Origin of the sequence: Paenibacillus sp. FSL K6-0108 (genome assembly GCF_045040695.1) — a bacterium.
Classification (GTDB): Bacteria; Bacillota; Bacilli; order Paenibacillales; family Paenibacillaceae; genus Paenibacillus; species Paenibacillus pabuli_B.
Genome location: NZ_CP150288.1, coordinates 3737910 through 3761069, shown reverse-complemented (window position 1 = coordinate 3761069; position 23160 = coordinate 3737910). Strand labels below are relative to the sequence as shown.

The window sequence follows — 23160 nt, the reverse complement described above, 5'->3', positions numbered from 1 at the left end:
CATAACCAAATATGGCATAAGGGGGGAGAAAATGAATGCAGAAGCCGCAAGTACAGGTTACAACCAGACCACCAAAAGAGATGACTGAATCCGGGCATCGTGGGAGACCCTGGATCAAAAGTTGGCAATTGTACAGCTTATTGATTTTTCCTTTAGCGTACCTGATTATTTTCAAGTATGTCCCTATGTATGGAACGCTAATTGCATTCAAAAATTATGTTCCAACCAAAGGAATATGGGGAAGTGATTGGGTTGGCCTGCTGCATTTCGAACGTTTTTTGAACTCGTATCAATTTGTAAGAATACTGAAAAATACGCTCTCCTTGGCGCTGTATGAATTGGCGGTGGGATTCCCGTTGCCGATTCTGCTGGCGCTGGGACTTAACTATGTCCGAAACACGTTTTTCAAAAAGAGTGTACAGATGATAACCTATGCTCCGCACTTTATATCAGTTGTGGTACTCGTCGGAATTACAATGCAATTTTTGCAGCCTGGAACTGGAGCGTTAAACGTTATTTTAGGTTTTTTTGGGGTTGATTCTGTTCACTTTATGGCCAAACCAGAATATTTCAAAACGATCTACGTATTGTCCGGCTTATGGCAAAATATTGGTTTTTCCTGCATTATTTATCTGGCTGCCTTGTCAGCCATCGATCCCACGCTTCATGAGGCCGCATTGATGGACGGAGCCTCAAAAGTAAGACGAATGTGGCATGTGGATCTGCCAGGCATCATCCCAGTCATTACCGTGCTCTTTATTTTGCAAATGGGTAATTTCATGGATTTGGGATTTGAGAAGGTGCTTTTGATGCAAAATCCACTAAATATGCGTACATCAGAAATTATTGATACGTACGTGTACAATATCGGCCTTAAAGGAGCTGTTCCGCAGTATTCGGCAGCCGCGGCAATCGGTTTATTTAAAAATGTGGTTGCGCTTATTCTGCTGGTCATTGCGAATAGGATGGCACGACGTACAGGCAACAGTCTGTGGTAAGCATAGGGGAGGGAGAACGATGTCAAACATATCCATTCGCAAAAGTAAAGGAGATCTCATCTTTGACATAATCAATCACAGTGTGTTGATCATCCTGCTTCTGGCTGTGCTCTATCCTCTGGTGTATATCGTCAGCGCATCATTTAGTGCAAGCGAATCGGTTGTATCCGGAAAGGTCTGGCTATGGCCTGTCAAACCAACATTGGACGGATACAAGGCTGTTTTTGCCAACGGTATGATCTGGACAGGATTTATGAATTCATTGGTTTATGCGGTTGCAGGTACTTTTATCAATGTGATGTTTACGATATTGGCGGCGTATCCGTTATCCCGTCATGACTTAAAAGGCAGAGGCATATTTACTTTTCTGTTTGTGTTCACAATGATGTTTTCCGGGGGACTGATCCCCACGTATCTCGTTGTCCGGGACTTGGGGTTGCTTGATACCCGGTTGGCGCTGATTTTGCCTGCGGCCCTGTCAGTCTGGAACATGCTCATTACGAGAACGTATTTTCAGACAACCATATCCAGAGAACTTCTGGAAGCAGGACAGATGGACGGATGCAATGACTACAAGTTTTTATGGAAAATTGTTCTGCCCTTATCCGGTCCGATTGTAGCGGTCATCTCGTTGTTTTATGCGGTTGGCCACTGGAATCAGTATTTCAGTGCGATGATCTATTTGCGCGATCCACAACTGTTTCCGTTGCAATTAGTGCTGCGAGACATCCTGATCCAGAATCAGATTGATTTTTCCACCATGAGTAGCACAGAGGAGCTCGTCAAGCGAGAAGGGATTCGAGAATTGCTGAAATATTCGCTTATCGTGGTATCTACGTTGCCACTTATGGTTGTGTATCCTTTTGTGCAGAGGTATTTTGTCAAAGGTATGATGATCGGTTCATTAAAAGGCTGAAGCATAACGTTTTGCGCTTTTGCCCTGATATACATTCCATCAGGAATCGGAAGAGAGGGGTCAGAGGATGAGAAGAAATGTACGGTTGTTCTGGATGTTAATGTTGGTTTTCGTCTTCCTTACAAGCGCTTGCTCACCTGCCGGGAACAATACTGAGTCCTCGCAGAACGAGGGAATTGTAACTGTTGAGGAAAATATGACCGAACCAGGAAGTTTTCCTATCGTCAAAGAAAAAGTGACGCTCAAGGTACTTATCCGCGGAGCATCGGGGGTTGATTTTGATACAAATACATTTACGAAATGGTACGAAGAAAAAACCAATGTACACATTCAATTTGAGGTTGCTCCCGAGAATGGCTTCGAAGAGACGCTTAATCTAGCCCTTGCCAGTGGCAACTATCCGGATATGATTATCGGCATGGAGATCAAGCCAGCTACCGAGATGTTATATGGAAAATCCGGTACATTTTTGCCTCTAAACGATATGATTGAAAAATATGGCGTCAACATGAAGAAGATCTTTGATGAAAAACCGTTAGTGCAGCAAGTCATTACTGCTCCTGACGGGAATATATACAGCGTTCCAGACATCGGGGAATGTTTTCATTGTGATTATGCCAAACGGATGTGGATCAACAAAACATGGCTGGATAATCTGGGCCTTAAAATGCCAACGACAACTGAAGAATATTATAACGTGTTGAAAGCTTTTAAGACACAAGACCCCAATGGAAACGGGAAAGCCGACGAAATTCCACTTGCGGGCGCTGTTGGAGGATGGAATACCGAAATTGAAGGTTTCCTGATGAACTCTTTTATTTATAACCCAATGGGAAGTACCCAGACAGGTATGATGCTGGATCAAGGCAAGGTTGTCGCTGCTTTCATACAAGACCCATGGAAAGAAGGATTGGCTTACATGAAGCGCCTATATTCGGAGGGATTGATTGCTCCAGAAACGTTTACGCAGGATAATGCGCAGTACAGACAGATGGGTGAGGGAGGAGATGCTCCTAGAGTTGGAAGCTGTCCTGGCGGTTTATATGGTTGCACAGCATACGGGCAGGAGCGATATAAAGAGTACGTTGCTCTTCCACCCCTAGCTGGCCCTGACGGGACGCGCATCGCATGGACGAATCCGTATGAAGGAATCACTTCGGGACGCATCGTGATTACAAACAACTCCAAATATCCTGAAGTTGCGTTCCGATGGGCAGATGGCCTATTAGATGGAGGTGAGGTCAGTCTTCGCTCAGACACAGGAACGATGGGCGAGTATTGGGACTGGGCTGAAGAGGGAACGGGAATCAATGGCAAGCCAGCAGTCTGGGAGAAATTAAAGGAAAAAACGGCAGACAGCAATGTTGGCTGGCAGACCCGTGCACCTCGTTACTATCCAGCAGATCTACGACTCGGAGAAAAACGAAACGACGAATTTCCACTGGAGGTTATCCTCTTTGAGGCTGCTAAGCAATACGAACCTTACAAAGCTGACAGCAGTCTAGTCATTCCTCCACTGTTCTATGACGAAGAGCAGGCTGCCGAACTGGTGAATCTGGAGAAGACCATTATTGATTATAAAAAAGAAATGCTAGCCAGATTCATCACAGGGGATGCTGACCTGGAAAGCGAATGGGGCACTTATGTAGATACAATGAACCAAATGGGGTTGGAGCGTTACGCACAAATTATTCAGGAAGCATATGATGCCAGTCAGAAATAAGAGGAAGATAATTTTGCTTTAGATGGTAAAGAGCGAGCTATGGACATGTACAATTCCATGGCTCGCTCTTATATAGATAAATTTATGTATTGTTCGACAAAAAAAGTGTTTTATAGACAAAGGAGTACAGTATATGAGGTTGAATATAAAATATAGTGCTCAAAATACAAATTAATTACTGCTACGATTATATTATCTTTTTTGATTGGCTGATTACAGAGAACTTTACCACAGTTCAAAAAAGAACAGAAATTGAATTATCCACTCTAGATACATTAACGATACGTGAAACAGAAAGCTTTTTGTCTTTTTTGGAGTATCAACTTGGGAATAATAAGCTAACAATAAACCGTAAGCTTTCTTCTCTTAAGTCCTTATTTGATTACTTACAGAATAAAGCCGAAACAATTGATTTAAAGCCTTATATACAACGAAATGTTATGGCTAAAATGGACTTGAATGCAGTAAAAGAAAGTCAGGAAACGATCGCGAATCGTATGGAAGGGAAAATACTGAGAGAAAATGATTTTGAAGCTTTTAGAGTGTTTGTAGCATACGATTATGGCGAATTAAACAAAACAAATAAACGTATCATGAATTTCCATCAGTTTAATCGTGAACGAGATACGGCAATAATTTCATTAATCTTAGGATCAGGACTTAGATTATCGGAAGTTTCCGGAATCAATCTTGAGGATTTAGACCTGACGAAATCATCTGTAAGAGTAGTCCGAAAAGGGGGAAAAGAGCAATATGTTTATTTTAGCAGCCAAGCATCCCTAGATATCGAGAATTACCTGCAGATAAGGGAAACAAGATATACCCCAGAAAAAAACGAAAGATTTTTGTTTATTTCAGCACCTGTAGGACGCAAAGGTAAAAATAGACGTTTAACACAACGTTCTATAGAAAAACTTGTTGAGAAATATGCAACAGCCTTTGGAAAGCCGGCTTTGACGGTTCATTCTTTGAGGCATTCATTTGCCACACGTTATCATATTGAGAATAATGATGTCCCAAAATTAAAGAATCAATTAGGACATTCTTCAATACAAACTACAATGATTTATACGCACTTAACAGATGATCAAATGAGAAGCGCTGTAAACAACATGGATAAATAATCCGGAGGGAGTGACATAAAGTTACCCACCAGGCTGGAGAATGACATGAAGTTGCCTACCAGACTGGAGAATGACATCAGAAAGTTGCCTACTAGACTAGAAAAATTACTAAAGGAACAACTAAAGGAACAGATCAAGTTCGAAATTCACTCCATTGAGGGCATGATTGCGTGAAAGTAGGGTACTTTGTGTCATTTTGGTAGGGAACTTTATGTCAATATTGTTCGCAGCTAATATAGACATATGTACAAAATACGAGTTTTGTGAAACAGTTGTTATAATTCAAATCCAATCAGTTAATTAATTCCATCTCGCTTTTACATCTCATGGATAAATGTGGCTTTTTCTTTTTATAACCCCCGAGATATTTTTAATTTCGTATGGATAAATATGTGATCCCGCATATTATAATTGTCGTATCACACAACTCAGTTATCTTAAATATAATATGCACTCATTCCAGCTTTATAATGAGCGCATATTATATTTGATTCTCTGAATTTCTTTTGATTTTTATCCTACGTCATTTTTAATTCACGTGCACCCAAAATTCAATAATACTGTTCCAGGTATTGGATTCGTTTCCTTGCCCAACATAACGAATGAATTTGGCTTGAACCGGTTCAAATTCAAACGTTTCATAAGCAGCCTGTTTTTTACTGGCCACGTTACTTAATACCTTTTGGTAATTAATACCATCAACTGATATCTCCAAATCAAAATAATTGGATCGCGTATGGCCATTATAGAATTGAATGCTTACCTGCCCTACTTCGGTCTGTTGCTCGAGCTCCAACTGCAGGTATTGTCCCTTTCCATCTGCGGACCATCTGGAGTCTGGATCACGGTCGATCGTATGGATCGGCAGATTGCCGTCATCTGAACTTCCTTCCGGTTCGGCTATAGGCTCTTTGACTTCAAATTTCTCCCGTGCCTCGACCGTTACGCCATTAAAGACGCAGCTCACGATGATGTCGACCTTTCCCGCTTTTACCGCATGGAATGTAGTTCCTTCTGTATATCCGATCGTATCATCATTTGACGCATACGTGACAGGAACATCCAATTCTGCAATGTTCATGATCTCACCATTATCTAATGTAACAAAAGAGGATAATTCGCCGCTCGCTCCTGCACTGATCGCATTGCCTGCAACTCTCCATCCTGGAAGCGTTTTATTAGGACTGATGGAGATATTCTCAGGAAGTACTGGTGTATCAGCTACCTTAAACTTCACTCGCACGTTCTGTTTGTGGCCCCGATACGATACAGTGATCTCTCCAGTTCCATTAGTCCCTTGCGGCTGTTTAATTTTAACCTTTGCATCCTTGTCATAAGCTTTTGCAGAGATGATCGGCGTTTCGGTTGTGCCATAAGGTAAAGTATGAACGTAATCCGTTCTTAAGAACTGCATACCCGCTATAGCTTCGCCGTTCACCAACAGAGATTGAAGCCCCAGATGAATATCTTTGATTCGTTTCTTACTCTGATCCTGATATAAACTTTGCGGGGATAAACGATTGCCCTCCCCAATGCCTTCCTCCATATCAAATGGCTGCGTATTCGCATCCGGAATGGAACCAACAATGTTAACGTTCACGCCGGTGTCCCTTCCTTTTGTTCCAATGACATATCCATTCCCGAATTGTTCTGATTCTACAATAACGCCGGATTTACTAGGGTGTGCCGCCTGTCCGGTCGTATTCCAGAACACACTTTCCGTGGTAACGACCCCATGACGGTTCGTTTCGGATGATCCATAGTCCCGCGTAATGGCAGAGATCCCGTCCCCGTTGACGACCAGGTTGTCGATCAGGTTCGCCATGCTCAAATACATATGAAAATCAGTCAGTAATGAAGGCTTCTCAGAATACGAACTTTGCAGCACATTCCCGTTTGCAGAGAAGTTGGCATATGTGAAACTATGTCTAGCTCCTATTGCCTTACTATTCTTAATAAGATTATCATTGCCTATAAATTGATATAAATAACCGTTCCCGTTCGCTCCACGATACTGCGGGTACTGCATGGTTACATGATCCACTGTGACGTTCTTCGTACGATCCAGAATAATACCTTTGGATAACAGATGATAATCTGTATTGCCAGCTGGTTTATAGGTGTTAATATTTCGAATCCAGCTGTTCGCCACTGCAATCACATTGACCGCTTTGGCATTATCGGCTTCATAACCAGCAGTCCCAACGACTTTGAAGTCGTCTTCACTAAGGCCCGACTTCGCATTTTGAATGTTTGCGATTGAGAAATCTTCCAAACCTACTTCAACAATCGGATCTGCGGTCTGACTAATCGTAATATTATCGCGCAGTTTCATAGGATAACGCGTCGGAATGTCTAGCGTGATCGTGTTATTCTGCGGATCTACCCCCACGATTTGACGATAGAATAAAGGTTCTACTTTACCGAGACGTGACGACCACTTGTTTTGCATGCCCAACTCACGCAAGAAACCTGGCGTCGTTTCGAATGAAATGACCACGTAATCATTCACTGCAAACCCACTTGTGTCCTCAACGGGTAGCAGGACGGTTGGATCAGTAACGGATTTGCGAAGTTTCGTGGAAATCCCGGTTTTCTTCCAATCTCCGTTACCAATCCGGATAATATCCTTGTTTTTCATATTTTGCTGTGCATTGTAGATATGAGTCTTGTTCATCCCGTCACCTTTCAGGACCACACGACTTGCAGGAATGTTTAGTGAATAATCCTTGCCGTCCTGAGGTTTAACCTGATATGTACCCTTGGGAAGATACACGACACCCCCACCTAACGCAACAGCAGCATCAATTGCCTTTTGGATAGCCTGTGTTGCATCACGGCCCCCTGAAGGATCGGCAAAATAAGGTGATTTGGTAACGTCGATACGTTTGTTTTTAGCCGTTTTAGGTAGTTCTGTTTCCCCACGCCGGTAACCGGCATACGAAAAGTCATGGAGAAACCTTCCCTGTTCATCTTTATATCCTGGATACCAATCGTTTGGATAGAGCCTACTTCTACCATCCGTACCCAGAGACAGATTCTCACCGGCACGATCAATAGATGGCTGTGATTCGCCCTCTGACGCTCGAACTTCCGGGGTTCCAGGTACAGACAATCCAACAGCCAACGTAAATGCCAACAATAAAAAAGGCCACTTTCTACGCATGCTTTCGTTCTCCTCCTTTTGGATTTCAGAGTATGTGAGCGGTTTCAAGAAACCCTATAGTCACCTCCGATCCTGCTCAAGCAAGAGTCATGTGCATGCCAACTCAGCATGTCATAACCGATTGTAGAGCACGAGGGAACGAAATTACATCAACAAAAACGACACTCTAATGTCCATTTTATACAATATAAGGATTTATTTAGAGGGAACGGCACGATTATACCGTTCTAAAGCCTGCTGCTGAATCTCAATCGCACGATCAATCTGTAATGACTTGATTTGCTCGACGTACGTATCAAAAGCATCCACCGGCTCCATGCCAAAAATGATTTTGAGCGACATCTCATCCACAACCTTGTTCACTTCCTGCATAATAACTGACATCTCGGTACTTTCTTTCTCGGTCTTGGGAAGTGTCGGTACCTGGTGGAGCACAGCATCCGTGTTGGACCATAGCTTCACCGCCTCTTTCTGTTCCGGCAAAATATAATATTGTTCCATATAGCGCATATCCTGCACAAATGGACCAAAATAACTTGCTCTGGTGTACATCGCAAGCGCTTGTGCCGGTGACCACTTATCAGGGTTTTTCAAAATAGTCTCGGTATACGTCGGATACCCGTCTTTCATCTCAAAACTGACACCTTCGATCCCAAAGTTAAACAGCAAATGCCCCTCAGGCCCATATCCGTAATCGAGCATCCGTGCTGCTTCTTCCACATGACGGCTCTTGCTGGATATGGCGACTCCACTGGAACCGATAGCGGGAGCAAGTTGACCGAATTTCGGGCGATCTCCTTTGTTCATGACAGGATATGGCGCTGGCACAAGCTTTGCATGGGGATCCGTCTCCTGCAAGATGGGTAGCCATGTACCAATCCCCGCCCCTGCATTCCAGATACTCGCGCCGCTGCGTCCTGTTGTCATGTTTGTATCCTGAGTCTCCGAATCGACGGCAGCCAGGTTCTTGTCAATGAGTCCTTCTGCGTACCATTCACGAAATAAGGAGAGAAACGCTTTATATTCAGGTTCTTGTGCCCCAAACTTAATGTGGCCATCTTCCACGTAGAACCCCTTTTTAATGCCAAATGCGCCAATAAAACCGCCGCCTTCGATACCAAACAACGGATTCGGAACACCCAGAAAAGTAAGCGGGGCGTCAGATCCCTTTTTGTCCTTAAATGCCTGAAGCATCGTATGCCATTCGTCAATCGTGGTTGGCACATCAAGTCCAAGCTCATCCAGCCAGTCCTTTCGGATAATCGGCCCTTGATAGGTTCGCAGCTTATCATCTCCCTGAATAAAAGGAAACGCGTAATAACTTCCGTTCGCTGTGCGAATCTGCATATCAATGTCCGGATGCTCGGTCAGATACTGCTTCAGATGAGGTGCGTATTGATCCATAACATCGTTTAATCGCAGAATATATCCGTCTTTAATCGCTTTCTCCGGCCCACCAGGGTAACTGCTCCACTCGTATTCAATCATATCCGGCAGCTCTCCGGACGTAAGCAGGACATTAATCGCTTCTTTGGCCTGATTGGCGGGAGGCCGGATGAATTGAAGGTTGACTCCGGTTCTCCGCTGCCATTCCTGAAAAAAAGGAACCTCATTGAAGCTGGACTTGATACTTGCTGCATTGCCATTCAATTCTGCCCAGTAAGTTAATTTCCCATCGTCATTGGGTGAAGCAATTGAGACGGTCTGGTACTCTGATGAGCCGGAACGTTCATCCAGCTTGGCATCAGACTCTGTCCCGTTCTGATCGCAAGCAGTCAACATGCCAAGCAGCAGGATGAATCCTGTCAACTTTGTTATGAATGCCAACTTCCTCTTTACGTTCAAGTTCCGGTCTCCTTTCAAATCAATTAACTGATTTCTTTATATTTACCGGGCGTAATGCCTTCATATTTCTTGAATACCCGGATGAAGGTTGCCGCATCGTTATACCCGACCAATCGGGATATTTCGGTAATGGATTCCTGTTTATGCTCCATCATTTCTTTAGCCTGTCGGATACGGCACTTATGAATGCAGTCCAGCAGACCCTCACCAGTCTGATTCTTGAAGAGTTTGGACAAATAACTGCCCTTCAGCTCAAAATGCTCACCAATGGCGTTGACGTTCAAATTCACGTCTGTATAGTTACTCTCAATATACTGTGTGACTTGAGTACTGAGATGACGCAGCGAATCCTCACGTTCTTGTGATACATTCGTTGCGCGCTTGTCAGCGGCATAGGAACATACCTCCTCAAGCAAGTTCTGCAAAGCCTCCTGCATCTCCTGGATGGTATCCCCGGCAATAATGTTCTCAATCCGATGCGGGTATTGGGTTAGCGTATGGTTATCCCTGTCCCCCAGATCATTGATGGCCTTGATCATCGTACCTACCAGGTTAAAAATCAGGCAACGTGCAAGTGTGAGCGACATAATCGGTTTATCAAAATTTCGCTCTGTAATCTCGTTCATATAAGCGCTGGCCTGGTCGGTATCTCCCGCTTTGATGAAATTAAGAAGCTGCTGTTCCACCTGAAGCGGATAGTAGTAGCCAAACGGGTCATCCGCCATCGCATCACTGCGGACATCGCCATAGGTAATGATGCCTTTCTTGCCAAGCACCATTTTGTATTCCATCGCGTCTACTGCTTCCTGGTATGCTTCGGCAATGCCAATCCACGACGTATGGCGGCCGCTGATGGAGATCGTCAGTTCCATATCATAAAGCTCCAGGAAGCGCTGCGCTTCTGCCGCGATGTGATGAAGATCCTGGTTCCAATCCGAAGAATCCGCTTTCATATTTACAAGGCAAACCATCATATCATCAACTTCCGCTACATATCCGACGTGCTGACGCTCTGAAGCCAGTTCTTCAACCACATTGGAAATGATAAGATGGATCAATTTGTTTCGTTCGTTGATATCAATTCCCGGCAGCTTTCCATAGAGATTTTCTTCATTTTCGATTACGAATAGGATCACAGCAAATTCATTTGAATACAGCGGCATATGGAAGGAACGGAATGCATCTTCATAAGGCACAAGCGTATCCTGTTTGCCTTTCAGAAGCCGATTAATCATATTGGAGCGCAGCACCTGCTGATGTTTCTGCAACTGCTGGGCAATCTCATTCTTTTCTGAACGTGTGTTCATGATGACTTTCTGAATAAACCGAAGTTCATTCCGATCAGCAGGCTCATTCTGACTATTTTTATCTTTTAGTGATTCCACGAGCTGTTGGATTGGGGAGTAATTCCGGCGCATGAAGAACCAGGTCAATACACCCGCACTTATGAGACTCACTACGATGCTGATATACGTAAAATTACGGACATAAACTGCCTTTTCCCAATACAGACTGCTGGGAATAATCAATGCGTACTTCAGATCGGATACCGCGGAGTCCATGTAAAACATCTCTGACTTGCCTACCTTCGCGTTATCCAACTGAACCTGATTGCCATTCATGAATGGCTTCAATTCCTCTGACCCGGGATGATTGCTCATCAGAATCTCGTTATTCTGGTTCAGAATTAGCAGCGTGGCATCACTAAAACCCGAAATGCTCTCAATTGCTTCCTGGAATCTTCGCGTATCCGCCATGACCACCACCGTACCGGTCTCCTGACCATTCAAATCATCAGGCAGACGTGTAATGTACGCAATGGAAGACTGCGCCGGAGCTGCGTTCTGATGCGGCAGAATGACGAATTGATTCGTCTCTGCACCCAGAATTTGGTCCCGCCACGCTTCGAAAGACATTGCACCTGTGTTATGTAGGGTATGAAATGCCGTTCGCATATCCCGAATATTACCTGAACGGAGAATGGATTGGTCTTTTTTCCACACGACGTAGAATTCATCGATGGATGCGTAGGATGTTTTATAAAGACGGAGTTCCTTTACCAGTTGGTAAGCCGTGTACGGCGCCTCTTTGGCCGGCTGATTGGAATACATCAGTGTTTGCAGATTCGGGCTCCACGTCATCTCCATATTCAACCGTTTCATCAGATCAACTTGTGTATCGATCGTATATCGCATCTGCTTCAATAAAGAATCGTTGGCCCGATGTATTTCACTCTTCAATGTCTCATTTGCTTGCATGTAAATAACCAAACTGATCAGAATCGGCACAATCAAAACAGCACTGTAAGAGACAAGCCAGGTCACAATTATGCTTTCTCGTTTTTGCCACAAATATCGAATGTTTAGCAACAACTCATCACCCAACTCTTCGTAGATTATCTATGTTTGGATCAGGAATTTATTATAACGGTCAGAGCGCGATTGGGATATAGATAAAAAGTTCAATTCGATTGACAAAAAGGATAGCAATCACCGATTTCCCCCGTCAAATCAAGCACAAATAGCCCGAATAGACTACTTTCGTCTATCGGGCATTCGGTATCAAGTGGAGAATGTTTTTTGAATATTCTTATACATTTTTTAGAAAATGCGATGCTTCCAACCGTTTAATTTTGCACTCGCCTCGACGTAGAAATAGTCACCGTATATAAGAGAGACATTCACGTTCTGACCTGCCGGTTTATGACCTGTTCCCTCGAGAAGCATACCTTCGTGCTCAGGAAGATCCCAGGTTCCATAATGATCCCGCAGGGAACTCAGGATACGTTTGGCAACGGTAGTATAGAGTCTGCCTTCCGGATCAGGAAGTACATCTGCAAGCTCAAGCAATCCGGAAGAAGCAATGGCACCAGCGGAGCTGTCTCGTGGGATATGCTCCCCTTCTTCGGGCTCAGCACGGAAATCCCAATGCGGAACGCTATCCTCAGGCAGGCTGGAAATGAAGAAGTTCGCCACACGCTGTGCAGCATCCAGATATGCCGGGTCCTCTGTATACCGATACGTATTCGTTAATCCATATAAAGCCCACGCCGCTCCCCGACTCCATGCCGAATCCGGCGCAGCTCCCTGACCCCCTATCGCTTCTGTACGTTCACCTGTCTCGGGATCAAAGCGAATGATGTGATGCACAGAACCATCTTCCCGCACAAATTGCTTCATGACCATATCCGCATGAGCTTTGGCGATATGGCTGAAACGAGGATCTCCACTTTCCTCAGACGCCCAGAAGAGCAATGACAGGTTCATCATGGTGTCGATGATCGACCAGCCCAGCATGTCTCCATTCCAAGCCCGGATGAAGCCGCCTTTGGTATTGAAGCGGCCAGCCAGAAAGTTGGCGGCAAATAAGGCACGCCTTGCGGCATCGGTATCTCCGGTGAGCTTGTATTTGATGACAGCCGTAGGCAGGAAATGAAAGCCCACGTCGTGATCAAAGTAGTTGTTTTCTAGAAAACGTTCCGATAGTCGCTCATCCCAATTCCATGCAGCCTCTTTATATTTCTCATCACCTGTCATATCGTACACAATCCATAATATGCCCGGCCAGAATCCCGAGGTCCACCAATCGATTCTCATGTCGTCATAGATGCCATTTGCTCCTGCGACATGCGGAGACTTATCACCTATGGCTGCAAGCATCTGATCGGCTTTACTTTTAATCTGATCCCATGCGTCCTTGTTCACTTCATTTAATACGTTCATGTAACCTCATACCTCCTTACTGTTCTTCAATACTTGATTTAACCTTTCAATGAACCAACCATGACACCTTTTACGAAAAAGCGCTGCAAAAACGGATAGATGCACAGGATGGGTATCGTCGCTACCATAATCGTTGCATACTTGATGGTTTCCCCAATCTGGAAGCGATCCCCAGCCGATGCACCGGCCGACATGCTCTCCGTGGAATTGGCGATCAGAATCTCACGCAGCACCAATTGCAGTGGGAACAGTTCTCGGCTTTTGATAAATACAGATGCATAGAACCACCCGTTCCACTTATCGACCGCGTAATACAGAATCATCACGGCAATGACTGGCATAGACAATGGGATAATAATACGGAACAAAATGGTGAAGTGATTCGCTCCATCAATCTTGGCCGACTCTTCCAGGCTGTCCGGTATGCCCATAAATGACGTTCGCATGATGATCAGGTTAAACGTGCTGATGGCAAAAGGCAGAATGGTCGACCACAATGTATCTAACAGGCCAACGCCTTTTACGACCAGATACAGGGGAATCAACCCGCCGCCAAAGAACATCGTGAACACGATAAAGAACATGAACACCTTGTTCCACATCACGTTTTTACGGGATAGCACATATGCACCAAGCGCAGTCATGAACAGGTTGACGATAACGCCGAACACAAGAATAAACAATGTATTACGGAAACCTGTGGCTATACCTGGATTGGCAAGTACACTCTTGTAAGCTTCCAGACTGAAGCCGACCGGCTTCCACAGGAGACCTTTGTTTGCTAACAGCTGCGCCGAGTCACTTAAGGATGCGAATAACACGTAGAGCAGCGGATACAATGTGACGATGACAAGCAGGATTAGAAACGTATAATTGAAGATCGTAAAGATTCGGTCAAACCAACCGCTTTCCTTAATCAAAGTTACCACCTCACCATAAGCTGTTTTGACTCACTCTGCGGCTGATATAGTTCGCCGAAATCAGAAGAACGAGATTGATCACCGAGTTAAATAGACCAACTGCCGAGCTGTAACTCCATCCGAACTCCAACAATCCCTTTCGATATACGAAGGAAGAGATAACGTCAGCTGTTTCATAGGTCACCGGATTATAAAGGAGAATGATTTTCTCGAACCCGACATTCAGCATATTACCCATCCGGAGAATGAACATGATCGTAATAATAGGCAGCAATCCGGGCAGTGTAATGTGAAACATTTGCTTGAGACGGCTCGCTCCGTCGATCTTCGCCGCTTCATACTGCTCCAGGTCGATGCTCATCAACGCAGCAATATAGATAATGGATTCCCAACCGATTCGCTGCCATATTTCAGACAGGACATAGATTGGACGGAACAGCTCAGGCTTTTGCAGCATCGCCTGACCGTCATATCCAAGCATCATGATCAGGCGGTTGATTAAACCATCCGCGTTCGTGAAGTCTGTAATAATACCGCATATGACGACGAGAGAGATGAAATAAGGCATATACGTAATCGTCTGAACGACCCGCTTGAATGTGCGCTTGCGTACTTCATTGATGAGCAGCGCCAGAATAATTGGTGCGGGGAATTCAAAGACCAGTGTGTACAAACTGATAAGAAGGGTGTTCTTCAGCACACGCAAGAAATAATAACTGTTAAAAAACTCTTCAAAGTGCTTCAGCCCAACCCAATCACTCCCCAAAATACCCTTCATCGGAGAATAATCTTTAAAGGCAATAATTGCGCCGTACATCGGACCGTAATGAAATATTAAATAATATCCAATAACGGGGATCATCATGATGTATAAATACTTGTTCATCATGAAGTCCCGCACGAACCGGCTTCTAAAGGATTGACGATTGCTCATGATGTACCTTTTCACCTCTTTTCAATCGGGAGGGCTAGTGCCCTCCCCTTTTACAATTACCGGTTGTTGTAGCGTTCGAGTGCTGCTGTCTGGATTTCAATCGCTCGATCCAGATGTAACGATTTCATTTTCGCGACATAACTCTCGAATTGATCCACCGGTTCGTTGCCCAGAATAATCTTGATGGTCATCTCATCGACGAGCGTGTTGATATCATTCATGATGGTCGCGTATTCGGAGCTTTCTTCAGGTGTAGGTGTGATTGAAGGCAGATTATATTTGGCGGCCTGTGTATTCTTCCATACATCAATGGCATCACGCTGAGTCTGTAATGCAAAGAACTGCTCGGCATAACGTTTGTCTTGAACGAATGGACCGTTATAGCTGCTGCGGGCATATAGTGAAATCGCTTGTGCAGGAGCGAGTTTATCTGGATTCTTCAGCAGCAAGTCCGTGAATTTCGGATAATCGCCTTCCATGTTATAGCTGACACCTTCTTCACCAAAGTTGAAGAACATGTGCCCTTCCTCACTGTAGCCATAATCGAGCATACGAACGGCGAGTTCCGGGTCCTTGGCTGCCGTCGTGATTGCAACCGTACCTTCCGAGGCATAACCCTGGTTAAGCTGGCCAAATTTAGGAATATCCCCTTTGTTAAGCACCGGATATGGTGCGGCGACCAGAACGGCATCCGGATCATTTGCTTCTACGAGCGGCTGCCATTTGCCGATACCTCCGCCTGCGTTACCGACACTAGCGCCCGTAGCACCCGAAGCGAGGTTACCGTCGACGGATTTGGTATCCGCTGTCGAGATGTTTTTATCAATCAAACCTTCTTTGTACCATTCCTGGAATAACGTCAGGTATTCTTTGAAACCCTCTTCCGCAGGACCAAATTTGACCTGTCCGTCTTCCTGATAGAATCCGCGGTTTACACCGAAGGCGCCCAGGAAAGCACCATTACCGGAATCGTTAAAGAATCGAGGCTTACTTACAACAGAGAACGGAGCGGATGCGCCTTTTTTCTCTTTAAAAGCTCTCAGAGTTGTTGTCCACTCATCAATCGTTTCCGGAACAGGCAGTCCTAGCTCATCCAGCCAATCCTTGCGAATGATGGGTCCCTGGAAGACACGAAGATACTCATCTCCCCGAATGAACGGGAATACATAGTAGCTGCCACTGTCCGTTTTGACCATCTTGTCGATGTCCGGATTGTCCTGCAGGTATTTCTTCAGATTCGGAGCATACTGGTCAATCAGATCGTTCAGCTTGAGGATATAACCATCATTGATGGCTTTCTCCGGTCCACCAGGGAAATCTCCGATAAAATTGTACTCCAGCATGTCTGGCAAATCCCCGGATGCCAGCATTACGTTAAAGGATTCTCTGACCTGACCTGTCGGTGGTGCCGTGAATTTGAGTGGCACGCCGGTTTTTTCCTGCCATTTTTGAAAGAATGGAATTTCGCTGTGCGAATTTTTGACCCCGATCAAGTTTCCGTTAATTTCACCCCAGTACGTAAGCGTCTTATCCGTTTGAATTGGATAGGTTGTTGCTTCCGTTGATCCGCTTGGTGTCCCTTTATCAGCATCGCCCGTTTTACTGTCTCCGGACGAACACCCCAGGATCGTTGTACCTAACAACAGAATCATCAAACTCGTAGATAACACTTTTCTTCTCATGGACCTTATCCTCCACCTTTTGGGAATGTCTGTGCTCTACCTCAGATTAAGGGAGAGCGCATGGCAGCGATATTCGCAAAAGATGAAATGAGATGTTGATTTCGTCAGAACCAAATGATCATTTAGCCAAAACGATAGACGAATTCTCTATATCATTATCTGCAATGTCTTGATTTTGCAGTGTTGGCGCGGGTTTTTGACTGTACTTATGACAGCACAAAAAACAGACCATGAACAAGGTTCATCGTCTGTCACGTGGGTGAATAGGAGTGAATTGGAATATCACGAATATATTACACCAGAGCTCGCTTTCTCATTTTTAGTCCCAGACCACTTCGGTACCTGCGATAAAATCATGTATTGCACGTTTGTCTTCTCGTACAGCAACCATGATGACACTCGCAATGAAACCAATGCCAAATGTGATTCCATATACCAGTCCTGCAACAACAACTCTCATCAGCATGGTTCCAATTCCCGGGGGCTCATGTGTATCGTATTTTCGAATTCGAATTCCGCAAATACGTTTTCCTATCGTTCGGCCACTCCATAATACAGGTAATAAAATGGAATATAATCCACTCAGTAGTTTAGCTAAAGGCTCGTCATTATCAAAATTTCCTGTCAGTACACCTACAATAATGGCTAAAGGGATTGAAACGATAATTCCATCTAACAAGTTTGCTCCAAATCTGATCCAAAAACCTGCTTCTCTCAAATGAATGTCTCCTTTCCTATGGTTTTAGTTGAATGTATGTATACACATATCCATGTAGTATAACGGAAAAATATTCCATTATGTTCTTAATCATCCTGTTCAAGGAAACAAGAAAGGCCCCTCAACTGTTGTTGAGAAGCCTATGGAAGTAACTTAATCCCTTCGAGTGATCCTAACACCTTCTCTTTCTCAAACTTTATTGGAAATTCCGATGTTCTCTGCTCGCCTCTTATACCGTTGTATAACCCTATTTTCTACTAAGGCGTATATCACGCCCGCAAGCACAAATATCCAGATTGAAGTCGCTCGGTTCAGATGATACGACTCGATCATGTAGTCACTGAACATCTGCTCAAATACCCATGAACCTAATAACCCGCAGCCAACACTATACACAAGCACCCTGGCAATAACAAAAGGAACATATTTACGCAGAAGCCATGAAAGTGGACTTACAACTACAGTATAAAATGCGAATACATATGGACTAAAAGTGATAAATATCAGTAGAAAATAGATGTGACCCGCATTCCGCAAACCATAATACTCGCTTGTTCCAATTTTGAACCCTTCCAGAAATTCAAGTGCGACCACACCACTCAGCATCACGATAACAAACTCAATCCCCAAAACCATAAAACGTTGAACCGCACTCAGCAACACTCAAAATCCCCTCCCGTATCTAAACACCATTCGCAGGCATTAGGTTACGGGGGTGATATGGATTGGTTAAGGCTGCATGTGAAAAGCTTTCCAGAATGAACCCTCTGTATTAATGATATCTTTGATCTGGGCAAAAGGAATCGTAAATGTCGGGAATCCCGCGACATAAGGAGCAATTTCATAAGGGCTAAAGTATAGATGCAGTGCATCCGCTGTAACAAAAAAAGGCTGATCCGGGCTGATTCCCTCATAGGTGTCCGGAAAAACATAAGAGTACTGCGGATCATTTTTGATCTGATCACCTACAATTTTGCTAAGCACCTTCACATAATCACTGTTCGCTTTAAATAAATCCTTGAGTTCATACATCTGGCCGTTGCTCAGATTAATAATCGCATAGATCATCGTCGGCATGCCATGTGCTGCACCAGCCGGGTAGTTATAACCCGTGAGTTTAAGTTGAAGCAACTGCTGCTGGTAGAACGTAATATCAAAATCCCCTGTATAGGTATAATCCAGCTTCTGATTCGCAGGGATTGGCTTCACTTGGGAAAGTGCCTTTAACTTGGCGTTTACTGCAAGCTGAACGGCTTGATCGGTTAACCCTTCCACCTGCGGATAATACACGAGATAATCAGGGTTTGGCTTATATTTCTCTTCCCGTACACGATATGGCGGGTGAAGCGGAACGATTGTATTTTGCCGCCAAATGATCTGCCCGGCTCGGTTTACATAGGATACGCGCTGGTCCACATACGCCTTGATCAGATCGGGAGCTACCCATTCGAGTATGCCCGAGCCTTCAACACGTGGGTATCCCGATGCAGGTCGCCCATGAAGATCCAGAAAGAACGTTTGTGATCCATTCGTGACTGAAGCCAGGCCTCCATTATAATTTGATACGTCCGTATATACAAAATCCGATAGTTTTCTACCAGTGACATCTGCAATTGCATAGACCGAACCTAGAAAAGACTGTTTGGGATCAATTGCTTGCCCCAAGGCCAGCCGATGTTCACCCAGGTCTCGAATGTCATTGTAGGCGGGTTGGATGGTAAATGTGCCCTGTGTATTAATAACGCCATAGATGGAGTTGTAATCCTCCGCTGTATTCACAATAGCGTACCCACCACTGAACGGAAATGCCGAAGTGAAGCTCGGCTGAATCCGGATATGACCACTTTCGTCGATATAACCGTATTTCCCTGATGCTTCTTTCTGAAAAGGAAGTAATCCGTTACCCAGAGGACCTACATAGGCATATGGATACGTTGCCAGTCGCTGACCATTTCGGTTAATTAACGCATATTCATTTTCCTTGATCTGCACAACGGCCTTCCCATCCTGAAAATCGTTTGCTGAAGCGAACTGCGCCCGAATGACCTCATTTCCAGAGGTGTCCAAATAACCGTAACGACTGACTTCCCCGCCTGACTGACTGCTGTCTGAAAGGTAAAAAAACGCTCGACCGTCCTTCACATCGGCAATAAACGGATATGCCCGTTTGGTCAATACTGCGCCTTGTTCATCAATCATCTTGAATCCTTGGGAATCAATGACAATGGCCCGACCTTCTGAAAAAGGATTAATGGAATCGTATACAGGTTGAACGACAAATTGACCGTTAAGATTGATGATGCCAGTCTTCCCGTCTTTCACTACGACAGCCCGGCCATTTCGTTGAAAGTCTTGGGCATCGTCAAGGATCGGTTCAAGTCGAATACGACCTTGGGCATCCATATAACCCCACCGGGTTCCAGTTGTCGTTCTGACCGATATCGGAAATAACCACGTCGTTTCACGGGGCCCTTCTGTGCCCATGGCTTGCCTAATCTTCTTTTCCAGCTCAAGCAGCGCTTCACGCGAAGGGTATGGTTCATTGAAGCTTAACGCTTGTTGGACCGAAACGAGCGCGGCAGGAAATAATCCGGCCTTGTACTGGGCATCTGCAAGATAGTACCAATAGAAAGTATAGTCTGGATAGTGTTCAGTCAATTTTTCATAATACTGTACGACCTTAGGAAAGTAATATGGATACACATCTGTTGCGGGCACCCAATTACCATTCTGCCAGCGGATGATCTCGACCCGATAAGCTTCACCTGTATCATGAATCCAGAGTGCAATTTCTACTTTGCCATCTCTGCCGTGAGGACCTGGCATATCGATGATTTCCGCATGGCTGTAATACCAATCTTCTGGCGCGAGATCAGTCAGTCCTGATTCTGTCCAATCGTATACAGCAAGCTTTGACCAGATCGCACCGACCTGCCAGCCGACAATGAGATTGTTCCGCGCCGTGGATGTCACCGATGCCGCTGTCAACAAGGTAACGCCATAACCCAAGCCTTTCGTCAAAGACATCTTGATCCAGTGACCCTGGTAAAATTTCAGAACAAGCAGCATTAATTCACCGCCCTGCTCATATACAGCAGCAATCTCCGGCATTCCGTCTCCGGTTAAATCTGAAGCATAAATAGCCGGATGTTTGACCGGTTTATCAATGGTGACGACAGTCGCGCCAGCCGGAATATGTTGATTGACAATTTGCGTTAACAGAGGTTCGCTCATGGACATGCCTGTTTCCTCCTTAAGACAGCATTCGCCTAATGTATGGGTATGCATCATAAGCGGGGATATGACATCTGAGCGAATATAACGAATATAACCGTTGCCTTTGGAAAGTGAAGCGAATAGCAAAATCTTATAAAAAAAGAGCAGTCGTGAAGACCGCCCATTTTTTTATACCATCCTTAAGGATCCTGCAATAACACTTTCTGTCCGTTCAACATCAGATAATTTACTTCATTTACGGGTACTGTCTGAGGTGATATCCACTTCATCAAATTGTCGTCAATGTTCAGGAACCCCGATTTGGGAAGAATGCTTGTGCCATCGTTGAGATAGAGTTCCATATGAAGATTCTCAGGCTTTAGTTGATTGACGCCTTTGCCCATGAGCGTAATACCCAGGGAGGAGACTACAATCTCTGTACGTATTTCCTCATCCAGCGTAAGAATTGCTTTTCCAGTTTTACTTAATGAATCCTGTTTCAGATCAAAAGTTGTTTCCCATTTCCCCGTAACGAACTGATCGTAACTGGTAAAGTCACCTTTAAGCCGAAGATTATTGAGTTGACTGATATCTGAAATATCAAAAATATACTCCTCATAATCCCCACCGTATCTAGTACCACCTTTGATATAAGAGCCATAGGAGACACTATTCATAGGAATATCCTGCTTGTTCCCTCGGTCATCAGTGAAGAAAAAATAACCATGATTGTATCTACCCATCTCGTCATCGGGATTAATCTGAATATGCAATTTTCCATCAACGAAACCTATATTGGATATGTACATCCAATCGATCCCAGGCAGCTTGATATGGGTTTGATCCTGACGAAGGACATGAATGAATTCCTGTTCACTTAATTCCAGAGCGGAAGGACCTCCCCACCCGCTAATACTGTCTCCGAGTGGATCAAGCGTATCAACTTCATTCTGCTGCTTCTTACTCAGGAGTTCTGAAAGATTGAGTCCAGAATCATAATCCTCTTCTTTATGTGCACCTGATAAAAAAGAACTGATCTGAACGCTCATCCGATTGCTGAGCCTTTTTCCCTGAACCAGAAATCGGACAATCGCAGTCTTCTCAGCAGCATCATAATGTACTAACTGCGCGTTATGTGCACGACCACCTGATACATGAAAATCATATACATCAAGTGAAGCGTTAACCCGGTCTTCAGTTAAATCCTTGAGGGACACATATATTTCAGTTGTGCTGCCGTCTCGAACTGCACCGAGAGTCTGCATGTGTATGCCCTGATCTTCACTGGTCTTATTTACCGGATGAAGAATGTTGATTCGATCTCCACTCAAAAATTGCAGAATAGTTGAAAGATCAATTACTCCCATGGCCGCTGCTGCACCTGTGACAATAGTTAAAGACAGGATGGCGGCAATCGGGATATAGATTAACTTACGGGATCTTCTTTTATTTAGTTGTGTGCTCTTCTTCTGTGAATTACATTGCGAATCTGCCTCAAGGCGCGCTTTCTCATGGAATAATTTCTTGATATTAGTTAGATTCTGTTCCGTAAAATGATCTCCTGGATTCAATATGAGTATCACCTCCTCTATTTCTTCTGCAACCACCACTTACGCAACCACTGTTTCGAACGATAAATTTTGTTATTGACCTGTCTGATGTGCAAAGACAAGGCTTCTGAAATTTCCAATGGCTTCTGACCTTCATAAAATCGACGTTTCATAATCTCCCGGTCAGGTTCAGGAAACGATTCAATAGCTTCTTCCAATTCTTGATACCTTTCTATACTGAGCAATTGAGAGAGAGTGTCCTCAGTTTGAACAAAATGAATGCTCTCCTCATATGCAATCTCACTTCTACGATTCCATTTCCGGTAACGATCAATGGCTTTATGCTTCGCAATGATTGCCAGATAATTTTTCAAACTGCTGCGCTCGGGCTGGAAAGAAAGTGGATTTTGCCAAAATGAAAAAAACGTGTCTGCTACGCATTCTTCGATTTCTTCTGTTGAGGCATTATGTAATATGGAATAAATAATTTTCCACAACAATCCGGCATACTGATTCATCACCCATTCCATAGCTTCATGGTCACGCCTTGCAACTGCTTTCCTGATCTGATCTTCCTTCATGCTTACCCTCCCTTCCATATAGAGTGATATACGAGTTAGTAAGCTACGGATATCTCCATTAAAAC

At 44.4% G+C, this 23160-nt stretch carries 16 protein-coding genes; 4 read left to right on the top strand and 12 right to left on the bottom strand.

What is annotated here, in order from left to right; genetic code table 11:
- The first annotated feature begins 35 nt into the window (after window positions 1-35).
- From MHB49_RS17035 to xerS, 4 genes are all read left to right on the top strand, one after another.
- Window positions 36-998 carry a sugar ABC transporter permease gene (locus MHB49_RS17035; protein ID WP_090898437.1) on the top strand — a complete coding sequence of 321 codons (963 nt, stop codon included), beginning with the start codon at window positions 36-38 and terminating at the stop codon, window positions 996-998.
- Window positions 999-1017: 19 nt separating this feature from the next.
- Window positions 1018-1914, top strand: a complete 897-nt coding sequence (locus MHB49_RS17030) for a carbohydrate ABC transporter permease (RefSeq protein ID WP_179264771.1) — start codon at window positions 1018-1020, stop codon at window positions 1912-1914.
- Window positions 1915-1981: 67 nt separating this feature from the next.
- Complete coding sequence (locus MHB49_RS17025; protein ID WP_179264772.1) at window positions 1982-3637, top strand: ABC transporter substrate-binding protein; 1656 nt, start codon at window positions 1982-1984, stop codon at window positions 3635-3637.
- A 155-nt stretch (window positions 3638-3792) separates the two neighbouring features.
- Window positions 3793-4761 (top strand): tyrosine recombinase XerS, encoded by a 969-nt coding sequence (gene xerS, locus MHB49_RS17020; protein ID WP_405156999.1) that lies wholly within the window; start codon window positions 3793-3795, stop codon window positions 4759-4761.
- 529 nt (window positions 4762-5290) lie between these two features.
- Here xerS and MHB49_RS17015 read toward each other — a convergent pair.
- The 12 genes from MHB49_RS17015 to MHB49_RS16960 form a co-directional block, all read right to left on the bottom strand.
- On the bottom strand, window positions 5291-7927 hold the full coding sequence (locus tag MHB49_RS17015; RefSeq protein ID WP_405156998.1) for a discoidin domain-containing protein: 2637 nt from the start codon (window positions 7925-7927) through the stop codon (window positions 5291-5293).
- Window positions 7928-8122: 195 nt separating this feature from the next.
- Window positions 8123-9709 (bottom strand): extracellular solute-binding protein, encoded by a 1587-nt coding sequence (locus MHB49_RS17010; protein ID WP_405157156.1) that lies wholly within the window; start codon window positions 9707-9709, stop codon window positions 8123-8125.
- 86 nt (window positions 9710-9795) lie between these two features.
- Complete coding sequence (locus MHB49_RS17005; protein ID WP_405156997.1) at window positions 9796-12096, bottom strand: helix-turn-helix domain-containing protein; 2301 nt, start codon at window positions 12094-12096, stop codon at window positions 9796-9798.
- Window positions 12097-12372: 276 nt separating this feature from the next.
- A complete protein-coding gene (locus MHB49_RS17000; RefSeq protein WP_405157155.1) occupies window positions 12373-13431 on the bottom strand; it encodes a glycoside hydrolase family 88 protein in 1059 nt (352 codons plus the stop codon).
- Window positions 13432-13532: 101 nt separating this feature from the next.
- Window positions 13533-14414 (bottom strand): carbohydrate ABC transporter permease, encoded by an 882-nt coding sequence (locus MHB49_RS16995; RefSeq protein WP_063563855.1) that lies wholly within the window; start codon window positions 14412-14414, stop codon window positions 13533-13535.
- 10 nt (window positions 14415-14424) lie between these two features.
- Entirely contained in the window at window positions 14425-15348 is a 924-nt protein-coding gene (locus MHB49_RS16990; RefSeq protein WP_072732961.1) for a sugar ABC transporter permease, read from the bottom strand.
- A gap of 56 nt (window positions 15349-15404) precedes the next feature.
- Window positions 15405-17030 carry an extracellular solute-binding protein gene (locus MHB49_RS16985; RefSeq protein ID WP_339843390.1) on the bottom strand — a complete coding sequence of 542 codons (1626 nt, stop codon included), beginning with the start codon at window positions 17028-17030 and terminating at the stop codon, window positions 15405-15407.
- Between the two features lie 319 nt (window positions 17031-17349).
- The gene (locus MHB49_RS16980; RefSeq protein WP_405156996.1) at window positions 17350-17748 is read right to left on the bottom strand and encodes an RDD family protein; all 399 of its coding nucleotides are present in this window, start codon (window positions 17746-17748) and stop codon (window positions 17350-17352) included.
- A 189-nt stretch (window positions 17749-17937) separates the two neighbouring features.
- Window positions 17938-18411, bottom strand: coding sequence for a hypothetical protein (locus tag MHB49_RS16975; RefSeq protein WP_405156995.1), 474 nt, complete (start codon window positions 18409-18411; stop codon window positions 17938-17940).
- Window positions 18412-18477: 66 nt separating this feature from the next.
- Window positions 18478-20988 carry a WG repeat-containing protein gene (locus tag MHB49_RS16970; protein ID WP_405156994.1) on the bottom strand — a complete coding sequence of 837 codons (2511 nt, stop codon included), beginning with the start codon at window positions 20986-20988 and terminating at the stop codon, window positions 18478-18480.
- A 176-nt stretch (window positions 20989-21164) separates the two neighbouring features.
- Window positions 21165-22535 carry a DUF4179 domain-containing protein gene (locus MHB49_RS16965; RefSeq protein ID WP_405156993.1) on the bottom strand — a complete coding sequence of 457 codons (1371 nt, stop codon included), beginning with the start codon at window positions 22533-22535 and terminating at the stop codon, window positions 21165-21167.
- A gap of 17 nt (window positions 22536-22552) precedes the next feature.
- On the bottom strand, window positions 22553-23095 hold the full coding sequence (locus MHB49_RS16960) for a sigma-70 family RNA polymerase sigma factor (RefSeq protein ID WP_405156992.1): 543 nt from the start codon (window positions 23093-23095) through the stop codon (window positions 22553-22555).
- Window positions 23096-23160: the final 65 nt, after the last annotated feature.